Origin of the sequence: Pseudomonas sp. S8, assembly GCF_050473925.1 — a bacterium.
In the GTDB taxonomy this organism is placed as follows: domain Bacteria; phylum Pseudomonadota; class Gammaproteobacteria; order Pseudomonadales; family Pseudomonadaceae; genus Aquipseudomonas; species Aquipseudomonas parakoreensis.
Genome location: NZ_JBFDVZ010000016.1, coordinates 1,964,215 through 1,978,228, shown reverse-complemented (window position 1 = coordinate 1,978,228; position 14,014 = coordinate 1,964,215). Strand labels below are relative to the sequence as shown.

Here is a 14,014-nt window from a genome sequence, read left to right as displayed (position 1 = left end):
GGCGAGGGGATTTATCCCCGATGGGGCTGCGCAGCAAGCCCGCTTTTTTGGATAAAGAGCGGGGCCGCTGCGCGGCCCATCGGGGATAAATCCCCTCGCCACAAGGTATTTCTCAGGCCTGAGATTTTCTGTGTGGCTGCCGTACTTGCCACATTACGAATCTGTAATTCCCCCGCCACCGTCACGAAAGGTACGCCTTGTTACCTTGATCCCGTCAGTTACTTAAACGAGGAATCAAAAATGAAAATCGTACCAATGGGTGCTTTTGTGGTGGCGTTGGCGATGTCTTCCCTGGTCATGGCTGAAGGTGGCGGCGACCGCACGTTCGATCGGATGATGACCAACAATGATCGTTCCATGGAGCTGTTTGTGGCCAAGGAAAAAGCCGCCGGCAACCCGGTGGTGGTCAATGAAAAAGCCGTCGACAACAGCAAGAGCCTGTAAGCGACAGCACTTGATCAAGCCCGTCATCGCGCATCGATGCTGGGCTTTTTTATGCCTGGATGGGAAGGAAATGGATATGAAAATACGCAAGTTGATCGCGTTCGCCAGCGTCATGGCGATGTCTTCTCTGGTCATGGCCGAAGGCGGCGGTGACCGCACTTTCGAGCGTGCCTTCAGCGCCAACGCCAAAGCCATGGAGCAATACGCCGCCGAGCAGGGCAAAGCGCCGCCGGTGGTCAAGGAATACGAATACGGGATGAAGCTGGACGTGGTGAAAATCGTCAGCGTGGTGAAGCCGCAGCCGGCTTGCTCGGTAGTACCCACAGCCATGACCTACGAAGACTCGCAAGGGCAACTCAACACCCTCAAGTACAGCGTGGCCGGCGTGTGCCGCAACAGCGGTGGCTAATTAATCCCTATCCCTGTAGGAGCTGCCGCAGGCTGCGATCTTTTGATCTTGATCTTAAAATCAAAGTCAAAAGATCGCAGCCTGCGGCAGCTTCTGCACGGGGCACATTTTCAGTATCACGATCGGTATTTCAATTCGGGATGTTTAAGGTTGTGTGGGCAAAGCAGAACCTTCCCACAATGTTTTCAGGTTGTCGCTCGGACGTTCGCTCTCTAGCCTGTATGGGTCGCTGCCAAATCAGCGATCGGGATTGGAACCCCTCGGCTTAACTGAAGCAAATCGCACCGTTCATGACGTATGCTTGTGCACTTTCATGTGTGCACTCCGTTATGGCGGCTGTGCGCGGGAGACTTCGAGTCTGTCGGGTTTTGCTCAGTTGCCCGGGTTCCAACCTGCGTACAGCTGCCACCCTTTCGCGTGGAACCGAAAGGGTCAGCTCCACCGTCAAGCTGAGTAAAACATTATGAAAAAGCCAACACCGAATCCGCCCGAAACAGACACGCCTGCAGACCCCGATCCAACATCCCCCTACGCCGCCATCAATACCCACAAACTCCACGAAGCCGCCGACCGCGCCCTCGACTACTACCTCAAGCCCGCAGCGCCCATCATGGCCACGCCTTACACCGCCAACGCGCTGTTCCTGGTCAACCCCAATGCCGACACCGAATCCCTGCTGGCCAACGCTTGCGAATCCCTGGCCTCGGCCACGGTGATGCTCGGTAATTTCGCCGCGTTGCTGGAGGGCACGCATCGCAAGACGCTGCTCGGCATCGCGCAGGTGGTCATGCTTGGCGAATTGGCGGTGAACAAAGCGCTGGATAACGTCGAACCCATCGCCTGACCAATGTCTTCTGTAGGCGCTGCCGAAGGCTGCGATCTTTTGATCTTGATCTAAAAAACCAAAATCAAGGGATCGCAGCCTGCGGCAGCTCCTACAGGAGTGTGTTTCGGACGGGATAAAAAAGGCGCCCCGAAGGGCGCCAAAAAATTCACCTCTGACCAAAGGAGCAAGGAGCTTCTAAAGGTGAATGGTATTGCTCGGGGAAACTCAGAGAATCGCCAGCGGGTATTCGACGATCACGCGCACTTCGTCCAGGTCCGACTCGAAAGCCGTGGCGCGGGTAGTGGCCTGGCGCAGGCGCAGCGACAGGTCTTTCATCGAACCGCTCTGCACCACATATTTGACTTCCACATCACGCTCCCAGCGTTTCTGGTCGGTCAGCGGATTGCCGTCGGCATCGCGGCGCATGTACACGGCGTTGGCGTTGGAATAGTCGGCATCGGTGCCGCGCGCGTAACGGGTCATGAACGACAGACCGGGTATGCCGTAAGCGGTCATGTCGAGGTCGTAGCGCACCATCCACGAACGTTCTTTCGGCGAGTTGAAGTCGCTGTACTGGATCGAGTTGTCGAGGAAGATCGAGTCGGACTGGCGCAGGTAATCGAAGTCGTCGTTGCCGTTGTTGCGCTGGTGGGAGAGGGCGACGGAGTGCGCACCGAGTTTCACCCCGACGCGGCCGCTCCAGATGTTGTTGTCGAACTCGCCGAGCAGTTGCTTGCCTTCGTCGACCGCCTTGTAATAGTTCAGGCCGCCGAACAGCGACAGGTCGTCCGCCAGCGGATAGGTCCAGGCGGTGCCGGCGTAATACTGGTTCCAGGCGTCCTTGAGGCGGCTGGAGTACAGGCTGAAGCTGAGGTTCTTGTTCAGCACATAATCACCACCGCCGTAAGCGATCCACGGCGAGTTGACCGGACCGGCGTAAAACGTGGCGAAATTTTCGCGCATGTCGCTGGACACCGGCTGGCTCATCGCATGCAGCCGTCCGCCCTGAATCGACAGACCGTCGATGCTGGTGTTGGTCGCCGTCACCCCGCGAAAGCTTTCCGGCAGCAAGCGTGAGTCACCGGCCGCCACCACCGGGTTGGCCGGGAACACATCACCGACCTTGACCACGGTATCGAATGCCCGCACTTTGGCGGCGCCACCGATCTTGGTGTACTCATCCCGCGCCTGGCCGTCACGGTTGACCGGCAATACATCGAACGAACTGCGCCCGCCGTTGCGGCCATCACCGGTGTCGAGTTTCAAACCGATCATGGCAAACGCATCCACCCCGACCCCGACGGTCCCTTGGGTGAAACCGGATTCGAACTTGCTGATCACGGCATGCGACCAGGCTTCGGAATAACCGTTGCCGGTGGGGCTGGACTGGCCATTGCGATGATCACGATTGAAGTAGAAGTTGCGGTTGAGCACGGTCAGGCGGCTGCCTTCAACAAAGCCCTCGGGCTTGTCTTCTGCAAACACCATGGACGGCCCTGAGCCGACCACCACCGCTAAAGCGGCCATCGATATTTTTGTAGGGTTAACCATCAAACACTCCTTGGGTTCGGCAGAACGGGAACGTGCGTCGGCGTGGTTTTATTGTTCGGCGGGGCAGGGCCCGCCGGCATTGGTCGCCGGGTCACATCGTTGCAGGCTGCGGATAACGCCAAGGTGATGGGGGAATTACAATTTCGTCATGTGGTTATATGGATTGAGTGAACGCCACATAAACCTGTGGGAGCGAGCCTGCTCGCGAAAGCGGAGTGTCAGGCACTGAAGATGGGGATGTGCCGACGCCTTCGTCGGAACGCCGCCCGGATCAGGCTCGCTCCCACAGTGGGTTGAGTGAGTCTGATAGATCACATGAGAGCAGATGTGGCTTTTTATCGTTCGAAGGTATCCAGCAAACCGTGTGATAGAGAGGCATCAGTTTCGGCGGGAAGTATGAGTTTGCCCTTCGTGTCGCCGATCCGTTTTACACGCGTCTTCTTCAAGGTAATTTTGCCTTGGCTTTCTTCGGCTATCGCATCAAGGCCATCCATCAACTCTGAAAAAATATCCCGCTTCATGGTTCGTGGATCTCCACTTGATAGTTGATCCTCAAATTTAACCGCAATTACCTTCTGCAGAATGTCAGCCATTGCTCACCACTTTGCAGGCAAATTCCTAGAAAGGGGAGAGCGTTATAAGTCAAAAGATCGCAGCCTTCGGCAGCTCCTACAGACCGCATACCATCCCAATGTAGGAGCTGCCGAAGGCTGCGATCTTTTGATGTTGAATCCCACAAAAACAAAAACGGCACCCGAAGGTGCCGTTTCCGTTTCCAGCCAGCCGAATATCAGCCCGCCAGACCCGCCTGCTGAACCAGGGTCAGCAATGGCTGCGGGTACACACCCAGGAAGAATGCAACCACGGCGATGGCCAGCAGCATCACGCCGCCTGCCTTCTGTTCCCAGTGCAGCTGGGCGTCGTGGCGACGCAGGTTCGGTTCGATCAGGTACAGGGTGACCATCACACGCAGGTAGTAGAACACGCCGATGGCGCTGCCCAGTACCAGTGAGCCGACCAGCCACCATTGGTGCGACTCGACACCGGTGGCGATGATGTAGAACTTGCCGATGAAGCCCGCGGTCAGCGGAATACCGGCCAGGGACAGCATCATCACGGTCAGAACGGCGGTCAGGTACGGACGGCGCCAGAACAGGCCGCGGTACTCGTACAGCGCATCGGCGTCACGGCCGTTGTACGGCGAGGACATCAGGGTGATCACGCCGAACGCGCCGAGGCTGGTGATCACATAAGTCACCAGATACACGCCGATGGCTTCCACCGCCAGACCCTTGCTCGCCACCAGCGCGATCAGCAGGTAGCCGAAGTGTGCGATGGACGAGTAACCGAGCAGACGCTTGAGGTTGCTTTGGGTCAGGGCCAGCAGGTTACCGAACAGGATCGAGGCGATGGCGATGACGGTCAGTACGTCGCTCAGCACGCCACTGCTCGCGGCAGGGGAGATCTGGAACAGACGCACCATCACCGCGAACACGGCAACCTTCGACGCCGTGGCGAGGAACGCGGCGACCGGCGCCGGAGCACCTTCGTACACGTCCGGCGTCCACAGGTGGAACGGTACCAGCGACAGCTTGAACGCCAGACCGATCAGCATCATGCCCAGACCCAACTGAGCCAGCGAGCTCGGCAGGTTGGTGGTAGCCAGTGCCTGACCGATACCGTTGAAGCTCAGGGTGCCGGCATCAGCGTAGAGCAGGGCCATACCGAACAACAGGAACGCGGAACCCGCGGCCGACAGCACCATGTACTTGATGCCGGCTTCCAGCGAACGCTTGTTGAAGAAGGCGTAAGCCACCAGACCGTAGACCGGCACCGACAGCAGTTCCAGACCGATGAACAACCCGGCCAGATGCTGCGCGCTGACCAGAACCAGACCACCGGCGGCGGCCATCAGGATCAGCAGGTACAGTTCTTCACGGTTGCCCGGGTAACCCGAGCCGCCATCGCCGAGGTAGGCATGGGCGAGGGTTACACAGGCGAGGGTGGCGACCAGGATCAGCGCCATGTACAGACAGGCGAAGGTGTCGACTTGCAGCAATGGCGTCACGGCCAGAGGCGCGACTTTCAGGGCTGGCAGGATCGACAGCAAGGCCAGGTTCAGACCGGCGACCGAGATCAGGAAGGTCTGCGAGTGGTTGCGGCGCCAGGCGATTGCCAGCATCACCACGATAATGGTGAGGCTGGTGATCAACAGTGGCGCTAGCGCAATAAAGTGTTGAATCGTGAATTCCATAGCGCTCTTACCGGGCCGAAGCGAGTTGAGTGAAGGCGGTGCCGAGCCACTGCTGCACGCCATGCATCGTGGCGGCGGAAGTGTCGAGGAACGGTTGCGGGTAGACGCCGAGGTAAATCAGCAGCGCCGCAAGGCCCAGCACCATGGTCAGTTCGCGACCGTCCATGCCGTGCAGGATCGAATCCGATTTCGACGGACCGAAGTAGGCACGGTGGATCATGATCAGCGAGTAGACCGAACCGAACACCAGACCGGAGGTGGCAATCGCAGTGATCCATGGTGCACTGGCGAACGTACCGATCAGGATCAGGAACTCGCCGACGAAGTTACCGGTACCCGGCAGACCCAGAGAGGCGGCGGCGAAGAACAGGCTGATCGCCGGCAGGTAAGCGATACGCGACCACAGACCGCCCATCTCACGCATGTCACGAGTGTGCAGACGCTCGTACAGTTGACCGCTGAGGATAAACAGTGCTGCCGCCGACAGACCGTGCGCCAGCATCTGGATCACTGCGCCTTGCAGCGCCAGTTGGCTGCCGGAGTAGATGCCGATCAGCACGAAGCCCATGTGGGAAACGGACGAGAAGGCGATCAGACGCTTGATGTCGGTTTGCGCGAAAGCGAGGAATGCACCGTAGAAGATCCCGATCAGGCCGAGGGTCATGGCGATCGGCGCGAACTCGGCCGAGGCGTTCGGGAACAGCGGCAGGGCGAAACGCAGCAGGCCGTAGGCCGCGGTTTTCAGCAGGATACCGGCGAGGTCGACGGAACCGGCAGTCGGCGCCTGGGCGTGCGCATCAGGCAGCCAGGAGTGGAACGGTACGACTGGCAGCTTGACCGCGAAGGCGATGAAGAAGCCGAGCATCAGGATGTACTCGGTGGTCATCGACATCTTGGTCTTCAACAGGTCGGCGTAGTTGAAGGTAATCACGCCAGTGTTGTTGAAGTTGACCAGCACCAGACCGAGGATCGCCACCAGCATGATCAGGCCGGAAGCCTGAGTGAAGATGAAGAACTTGGTCGCGGCGTAGATCCGGGTTTTCTTGCCGTCCGAAGAACTGTGACCCCAGAGCGCGATGAGGAAGTACATCGGCACCAGCATCATTTCCCAGAAGAAGAAGAACATGAACAGGTCGAGGGCGAGGAACACGCCGACAACGCCGCCCAGGATCCACATCAGGTTCAGGTGGAAGAAGCCAACGTGACGTTGAATCTCTTTCCACGAGCAGAGTACCGAGAGGATACCCAGCAGACCGGTCAGCAGGATCATCAACAGCGACAGGCCGTCGAGGGCCAGGTGCACGTTGATGCCGAAGCGCTGGATCCAGACGTGCTTGAACTCAAGCGCCCAGGTCGGATCGGCGCCAGGCGCCGGTGCAAATGAGTAGTCACCGTGGGCCCACAGCCAGAGGCCGAGGGCGAGTTCCAGGGTCATGGTCAACAGCGCAATCCAGCGGGGGAGGGTAGCGCCGAAGCGCTCACCCATCCAGCACAGCAGGCCGCCGATGAAGGGGATCAGGATTAGCCAAGGCAGAATCATGACGGGCTCGTTTCCTTTCGCAAATTCGCAAGGTTCATATCAGACCGCTACCAGCACGATGGCGCCGATCACCAGCACGGCACCAGCAGCCATCGAGGCGGCATACCAACGCAGTTGACCGGTCTCGGTGCGGCTCAGGGCGGTGTGACCGCCTTTGGCCATACGCGGGATCAGACCGATAGTCTGGTCGAGCGGGTCTCTGCGCAGTACATGGCTGATCGCAAGGTACGGCTTGACGAACAGTTTGTCGTAGATCCAGTCGAAGCCCCAGGCAGCGAACCACCAGGCCGAAAGGAAACGGCCGATGCCGCTGTTGGCGATCGCGGTCACGAAGCGACGCTTGCCGAGGAACAGCAGGGCCGCCAGCAGGATACCGGCCAGAGCGATGGCGCCCGAGGCGATTTCCAGACTGTGCTTGGCTTCGCCACCGGCATGGCCGACGCTTTCAGGCAGTACGCCGTGCAGCGGCGGTACGATCATCGCGCCGACGAAAGTCGACAGCACGATCAGCACCGACAGCGGCAGCCAGTGAGCGATGCCGTGACCGGCGTGGGCTTCGGTCTTGGCTTCACCGTGGAACGTGATGAAGATCAGGCGGAAGGTGTACAGAGAGGTCATGAACGCGCCGACCAGACCGGCGTAAAGCAGACCGTGGTTACCGCTGGCGAACGCTTCCCAAAGGATTTCGTCCTTGGAGTAGAAGCCTGCGGTGACCAGTGGCAGGGCGGCCAGTGCAGCGCCACCGACGATGAAGCTGGCGTAGGCCAGTGGCAGTTTTTTCCACAGACCGCCCATCTTGAAGATGTTCTGCTCGTGGTGGCAGGCAACGATCACCGCACCGGAAGCAAGGAACAGCAGGGCCTTGAAGAAGGCGTGGGTCATCAGGTGGAAAATCGCGCCATCCCAGGCACCCACGCCCAGCGCCAGGAACATGTAGCCGATCTGGCTCATGGTCGAGTAGGCGAGGATACGTTTGATGTCGGTCTGTACCAGGGCGGCGAAGCCTGCGAGAACCAGGGTCACACCACCGACGATGCCAACCAGGTGCAGGATTTCCGGCGCCAGGGTGAACAGACCGTGGGTACGGGCGATCAGGTAGACACCGGCGGTCACCATGGTTGCAGCGTGGATCAGTGCCGATACCGGGGTCGGACCGGCCATCGCGTCCGCGAGCCAGGTTTGCAGCGGCAGTTGCGCCGATTTACCGACCGCACCACCCAGCAGCATCAGGGTCGCCAGGGTGATCCAGAAGTCGCCGGCCTGGAATTTCTGCGGTGCCAGCACCAGCAGTTCCTGGATGTTCAGCGTGCCCACTTGCTGGAACAGGATGAACAGGCCGATGGCCATGAACACGTCGCCGATCCGGGTCACGATGAAGGCCTTGAGTGCGGCGTTACCGTTGTTGCGGTTGCTGTAGTAGAAACCGATCAACAGGTACGAGCACAGGCCCACGCCTTCCCAGCCGAAGTACAGGAACAGCAGGTTATCGCCGAGGACCAGGAACAGCATGCTGGCGATAAACAGGTTGGTGTACGAGAAGAAGCGCGAGTAACCCGCTTCGCCGCGCATGTACCAGGACGCGAACAGGTGGATCAGGAAACCCACGCCCACCACCACGCCGAGCATGGTGATCGACAGGCCGTCGATGTAGAGGGCGAAGTCAGGCTTGAAGCCTTCGACCGCCATCCACTTCCACAGCACCAGCGTGTAGTGACCGCCCTCGGGGGGCGCGACGTTGAATTGCCAGATGACGTAGGCGGCGACAATCGCCGACAAGCCAATGGAACCCACGCCGATCAGCGCCGAGAGGTTTTCCGACCAGCGTCCACGGGAGAACGACAGCAGCAGGAAACCGATCAGAGGGAATACAAAAGTCAGAAAGATTAGGTTCATCCGCGCATCTCACTGGCAGCGTCGATATCGAGCGTGTGGAAGCGGCGATACAGTTGCAGCAGAATCGCCAGGCCAATACTGGCTTCGGCGGCTGCCAGGCTGATCACCAGGATGAACATGATCTGTCCATCCGGTTGCGCCCAGCGGGCGCCGGCGACGATGAAGGCCAGGGCAGAGGCGTTCATCATCACTTCCAGACTCATCAACACGAACAAAATGTTGCGGCGGACCATCAGGCCGACCAGACCAAGGCAGAACAGGATGCCGGCAACGGCCAATCCATGCTCGAGAGGGATAGCAGGCATGTCTTACTCCTTCGCCTCGTTACGGCCCAAATGGAACGCCGTGACGGCTGCGGCGAGCAGCAGCATCGAGGCGAGTTCGACCACCAGCAGATACGGGCCGAACAGGCTGACGCCCACGGCTTTTGCATCGACGGTGGTGTGGCCGATGGCCTGACCGCTCTGGTGAGCGAACAGCACATACAGCAGTTCGGCCAGCAGCAGGGCGGCGAGAATCACCGGGCCTGCCCAGATGCCGGGCTTGAGCCAGCTGCGTTCCTGCTGAACCGAGGCGGGACCCAGGTTCAGCATCATCACCACGAACACGAACAGCACCATGATGGCGCCGGCGTAGGCGATCACTTCCAGCACGCCGGCGAACGGTGCGCCGAGTGCGAAGAAGGTCATGGCCACGGCGATCAACGAGATGATCAGGTAGAGCAGGGCGTGCACAGGGTTGGTGTTGGTGACCACACGTAGCGTGGACACAACCGCGATACCCGATGCGAAATAGAAAGCGAATTCCATCGTTCTTCCTTAAGGCAGCAAGCTCTTCACGTTGATCGGTTCGGCTTCGTTCTGCGCGGAGCCTTTCGGCTTGCCAGCGATTGCCATACCTGCAACACGATAGAAGTTGTAATCAGGGTTTTTGCCGGGGCCGGAGATCAAAAGATCTTCTTTCTCGTACACCAGGTCCTGACGTTTGAACTCGGCCATCTCGAAATCCGGGGTCAACTGGATTGCGGTGGTCGGACAGGCTTCCTCGCAGAGACCGCAGAAAATGCAGCGCGAGAAGTTGATACGGAAGAAGTCCGGGTACCAGCGACCGTCTTCGGTTTCAGCTTTCTGCAGCGAGATGCAACCTACCGGGCAAGCCACGGCGCACAGGTTGCAGGCTACGCAACGTTCTTCGCCATCGGGGTCACGGGTCAGGACGATGCGACCACGGTAGCGTGGTGGCAGGTAGACCGGCTCTTCCGGGTATTGCAGAGTGTCGCGCTTGCGAAAGCCATGGCCGAAGACCATGACCAGGCTGCGCAACTGGGTACCGGTACCCTTAACGATGTCGCCAATATATTTGAACATGGGTCAAATCCTCACTGAACCGCAACCGCAGGTGTGTTCCACAACACAACCGCAGCGGTTATCAGCAAATTGATCAGGGTCAGTGGCAGGCAGAATTTCCAGCTGAAATCCATCACCTGGTCATAACGCGGACGCGGGATGGAAGCGCGCAGCAGGATGAACAGCATGATGAAGAACGCGGTCTTCAGTGCGAACCAGACGAAGGACAGTTGCGGCAGGATGCCGAACGGACCGTGCCAGCCACCGAAGAACAGGGTGACCAGCAGCGCCGAGATCAGGATGATGCCGATGTATTCACCGACGAAGAACATGCCCCATTTCATACCGGCGTATTCAATGTGGTAACCGTCGGCCAGTTCCTGTTCCGCTTCCGGCTGGTCGAACGGGTGACGGTGAGTCACGGCGACGCCAGCGATGAAGAAAGTACAGAAGCCGAAGAACTGCGGAATGATGAACCACAGGTTCTGCGCCTGGTACTCGACGATGTCGCGCATGTTGAACGAGCCGACCTGCACCACGATGCCCATCAGGGCCAGGCCCATGAACACTTCGTAGGACACGGTCTGCGCCGAGGCACGCAAGCTGCCGAGCAGGGCGAACTTGTTGTTGCTCGACCAGCCGGCGAACAGCACCGCGTAGACCGACAGACCGGCCATGGCGAAGAAGAACAGCAGGCCGATGTTCAGATCCGCCACGCCCCAGGTCGGGGTGATCGGGATGATCGCGAACGCGATCAGCAGGGCGGACATGGCCACCACCGGTGCCAGGGTGAAGATCACCTTGTCGGCAAACGGCGGGGTCCAGTCTTCCTTGAAGAACATCTTCAGCATGTCGGCGGCGATCTGGAACATGCCGAACGGGCCAACGCGGTTCGGACCGTAACGGTCCTGCCACCAGCCCAGCAGGCGACGTTCGACAAAGCTGAGCAACGCGCCTGCGACCACAACGGCCAGCAGAATCACGATGGCTTTGATGACCGTCAGGATCACATCGATCACTTCAGGGGTGAACCAGGTCATTGCGCTGCCTCCTGCAGACCGTCGACGGACAGGCCGGCGAATGCCGGTGGAATGCCGGCGATGCCCGCAGGCAAGGCCACCAGACCAGCGCCCAGTTCTTCATTGATGCGCAGCGGCAGACGCAGGGTCTGGCCGGCCACGTTCAGGCTCAGCAGAGCACCGTCGTTGACGCCCAGGCGATCCGCTTCGGATTTGGCCAGCGCCACGTACGGAGCCGGGATGCGTTCTTGTACCGGCGCGGCTTTCGACGAGTTTTCGTCACTGCCGAACAGGTGGTAGAACGGCACGGCTTGCCAGGTGCCCGGCGCCGGGTTGAATGCGCGCGGAGCAGCCGCGAACCAGTTCAGCGAATCACCGGTGCTTTCGATCAGGCGGGTGCCCGGGTCGCCAGCACGCAGGTGACCACCGACTTCGTCCTGGAACTTGTTCCAGGCTTGCGGCGAGTTCCAGCCAGGCGACCAGGCGAATGGCACCTGCTGACGCGGTTCGGCCGAGCCCGAGTAACCTTCCATGGAGAAGGCGAACGCGGTGTCTTTGTCTTGCGGGGTGCGCGGTTCGTGAACGCTGATGTCGGCGCGCATCGCGGTGCGACCGGAATAACGCAGCGGCTCACGCGCCAGTTTCAGACCCTTGATGCGGAACGCGGCAGACGGCGCGGCGTCGACGATACGCGCCAGTTGCTCGGTGCTCGACGCCACGGCAGCGGTGACGTGGTCGAGTTGCGTCCAGTCGATCGGCTGGTTCAGCAGGGTCGAGCGCAGGGCGTGCAGCCAGCGCCAGCCTTCGTGAACCAGGATGCTCGCATCCATGTATTGCGGATCGAAAACCTGGAAGAAGCGCTGGGCGCGGCCTTCCTGGCTGACCAGCGTACCGTCGCCTTCAGCGAAGCTCGCCGCTGGCAGCACCAGTTGCGCGCGCTCGGTGGTGGCGGTTTTCTGGTGGTCGGCAACGATCACCACTTTCGCAGCGTTCAGCGCGGCATCGACCTTGGCTTTCGAGGTGCGGGTGTACAGATCGTTTTCCAGCACGACGATGGCGTCGGCCTTGCCATCGATCACGGCTTGCAGCGCCGCGTCGACCGATTCGCCACCGAGCATGGCCAGGCCGAGGCTGTTGGCTTCCGGCACGATCAGGCTGATCGAACCGTTCTTCTCGCGCAGCTTCAGGGCTTTGGCGATGTTCGCCGCGGCTTCGATCAAGGCTTTGGAACCCAGCGAAGTACCGGCGATGATCAGCGGACGCTTGGCCGCGAGCAGGGCGTCGGCGATGCGCTTGGCCAGTTCAAGGGCTTCGGCGTCCAGACCTTCAACGGCAGGGGCGCTGGCGTCCAGCGCGTGGGCCACGGCGAAACCGAGGCGTGCCAGGTCATCCGGAGCAGCGTGAACGCATTCTTCGGCGATGTCGTCGAGCTTGGTTTCCGCCAGGCTGGCGATGAACAACGGGTTCAGTGCGTGCTGACCGATGTTCTTCACCGCAGCGTCGAGCCACGGCTGCACGCGCATGGCTTCGGCCATGTCTTCGGCCTTGCCCTTGACCGACTGACGCAAGGCCAGCGCCATACGGGCGGCGGTCTGGGTCAGGTCTTCACCAAGGACGAACACAGCGTCGTGGTCTTCGATGTCGCGCATGTTCGGCACGGGCAGCGGGCTGTCTTTGAGCACTTGCAGGACCAGACGGATGCGCTCCAGCTCGGAGGCTTCGATACCGGAGTAGAAGTGCTCGGCGCCCACAAGTTCGCGCAACGCGTAGTTGCTTTCGAGGCTGGCGCGTGGCGAACCGATACCGACGATGTTGCGCCCGCGCAGCAGGTCAGCGGCTTTATCCAGCGCAGCGTCGACGCTCAGTTTGGTGCCGTCGGCCAGCAGCGGCTGACGTGGACGGTCGGTGCGGTTGACGTAGCCATAACCGAAACGGCCACGGTCGCACAGGAAGTACTGGTTCACCGAACCGTTGAAGCGGTTTTCGATGCGACGCAGTTCGCCGTAACGCTCGCCCGGGGAGATGTTGCAACCGCTGGAGCAGCCATGGCAGATGCTCGGCGAGAACTGCATGTCCCATTTGCGGTTGTAGCGCTCGGAGTGCGTCTTGTCGGTGAACACACCGGTCGGGCAAACCTCGGTGAGGTTGCCGGAGAACTCGCTTTCCAGCGTGCCGTCTTCAACGCGACCGAAGTACACGTTGTCGTGGGCGCCGAACACACCGAGGTCGGTGCCGCCGGCGTAGTCCTTGTAGAAACGCACGCAGCGGTAGCAAGCGATGCAGCGGTTCATTTCGTGGGAAATGAACGGGCCCAGTTGCTGGTTCTGGTGGGTGCGTTTGGTGAAGCGATAACGGCGCTCGTTGTGGCCGGTCATCACCGTCATGTCTTGCAGGTGGCAGTGACCGCCTTCCTCGCACACAGGGCAGTCGTGCGGGTGGTTGGTCATCAGCCATTCGACAACGCTGGCGCGGAACGCCTTGGATTCTTCATCGTCGATGGAGATCCAGGTGTTGTCGGTGGCAGGCGTCATGCAGGACATGACGATGCGACCACGGGTGTCGTTCTCGTCGGTGTACTGCTTGACTGCGCACTGGCGGCAGGCCCCGACGCTACCAAGCGCGGGGTGCCAGCAGAAATAAGGGATGTCGAGGCCCAGCGACAGACATGCCTGTAACAGGTTGTCTGCCCCGTCGACTTCGAGCGCTTTGCCGTCTACGTGGATAGTGGCCAT

General features: G+C 60.2%; 13 protein-coding genes. 3 read left to right on the top strand and 10 right to left on the bottom strand.

Annotated elements, in window-relative coordinates; translation table 11 throughout:
• Positions 1-240: 240 nt before the first annotated feature.
• From AB1J88_RS10155 to AB1J88_RS10145, 3 genes are all read left to right on the top strand, one after another.
• Positions 241-444 carry a co-regulatory protein PtrA N-terminal domain-containing protein gene (locus AB1J88_RS10155; RefSeq protein ID WP_430290978.1) on the top strand — a complete coding sequence of 68 codons (204 nt, stop codon included), beginning with the start codon at positions 241-243 and terminating at the stop codon, positions 442-444.
• 76 nt (positions 445-520) lie between these two features.
• The gene (locus AB1J88_RS10150; RefSeq protein WP_041073199.1) at positions 521-853 is read left to right on the top strand and encodes a DUF2790 domain-containing protein; all 333 of its coding nucleotides are present in this window, start codon (positions 521-523) and stop codon (positions 851-853) included.
• A 463-nt stretch (positions 854-1,316) separates the two neighbouring features.
• The gene (locus tag AB1J88_RS10145; protein ID WP_430290977.1) at positions 1,317-1,697 is read left to right on the top strand and encodes a DUF6124 family protein; all 381 of its coding nucleotides are present in this window, start codon (positions 1,317-1,319) and stop codon (positions 1,695-1,697) included.
• A gap of 207 nt (positions 1,698-1,904) precedes the next feature.
• On the opposite strand, the gene AB1J88_RS10140 is transcribed toward AB1J88_RS10145, so the two are convergent.
• The 10 genes from AB1J88_RS10140 to nuoG form a co-directional block, all read right to left on the bottom strand.
• A complete protein-coding gene (locus tag AB1J88_RS10140; protein ID WP_430290976.1) occupies positions 1,905-3,230 on the bottom strand; it encodes an OprD family porin in 1,326 nt (441 codons plus the stop codon).
• A 335-nt stretch (positions 3,231-3,565) separates the two neighbouring features.
• Positions 3,566-3,823 carry a hypothetical protein gene (locus AB1J88_RS10135; protein WP_430290975.1) on the bottom strand — a complete coding sequence of 86 codons (258 nt, stop codon included), beginning with the start codon at positions 3,821-3,823 and terminating at the stop codon, positions 3,566-3,568.
• 197 nt (positions 3,824-4,020) lie between these two features.
• Positions 4,021-5,484: an NADH-quinone oxidoreductase subunit NuoN gene (gene nuoN, locus AB1J88_RS10130; RefSeq protein ID WP_095666947.1), complete on the bottom strand. Its 1,464-nt coding sequence runs from the start codon at positions 5,482-5,484 to the stop codon at positions 4,021-4,023.
• A gap of 7 nt (positions 5,485-5,491) precedes the next feature.
• Entirely contained in the window at positions 5,492-7,024 is a 1,533-nt protein-coding gene (gene nuoM, locus AB1J88_RS10125) for an NADH-quinone oxidoreductase subunit M (RefSeq protein ID WP_027614661.1), read from the bottom strand.
• Positions 7,025-7,063: 39 nt separating this feature from the next.
• On the bottom strand, positions 7,064-8,917 hold the full coding sequence (gene nuoL, locus AB1J88_RS10120) for an NADH-quinone oxidoreductase subunit L (RefSeq protein WP_095666946.1): 1,854 nt from the start codon (positions 8,915-8,917) through the stop codon (positions 7,064-7,066).
• Positions 8,914-9,222 carry an NADH-quinone oxidoreductase subunit NuoK gene (gene nuoK / locus AB1J88_RS10115; protein ID WP_003180046.1) on the bottom strand — a complete coding sequence of 103 codons (309 nt, stop codon included), beginning with the start codon at positions 9,220-9,222 and terminating at the stop codon, positions 8,914-8,916. Before nuoK ends, nuoL begins: the two co-directional genes overlap by 4 nt.
• 3 nt (positions 9,223-9,225) lie before the next feature.
• Positions 9,226-9,726 carry an NADH-quinone oxidoreductase subunit J gene (gene nuoJ, locus AB1J88_RS10110; RefSeq protein WP_041073216.1) on the bottom strand — a complete coding sequence of 167 codons (501 nt, stop codon included), beginning with the start codon at positions 9,724-9,726 and terminating at the stop codon, positions 9,226-9,228.
• 9 nt (positions 9,727-9,735) lie between these two features.
• The gene (gene nuoI, locus AB1J88_RS10105; RefSeq protein ID WP_003223795.1) at positions 9,736-10,284 is read right to left on the bottom strand and encodes an NADH-quinone oxidoreductase subunit NuoI; all 549 of its coding nucleotides are present in this window, start codon (positions 10,282-10,284) and stop codon (positions 9,736-9,738) included.
• An 11-nt stretch (positions 10,285-10,295) separates the two neighbouring features.
• A complete protein-coding gene (gene nuoH / locus AB1J88_RS10100) occupies positions 10,296-11,303 on the bottom strand; it encodes an NADH-quinone oxidoreductase subunit NuoH (RefSeq protein ID WP_007964859.1) in 1,008 nt (335 codons plus the stop codon).
• Entirely contained in the window at positions 11,300-14,014 is a 2,715-nt protein-coding gene (gene nuoG, locus AB1J88_RS10095; protein ID WP_430290974.1) for an NADH-quinone oxidoreductase subunit NuoG, read from the bottom strand. Before nuoG ends, nuoH begins: the two co-directional genes overlap by 4 nt.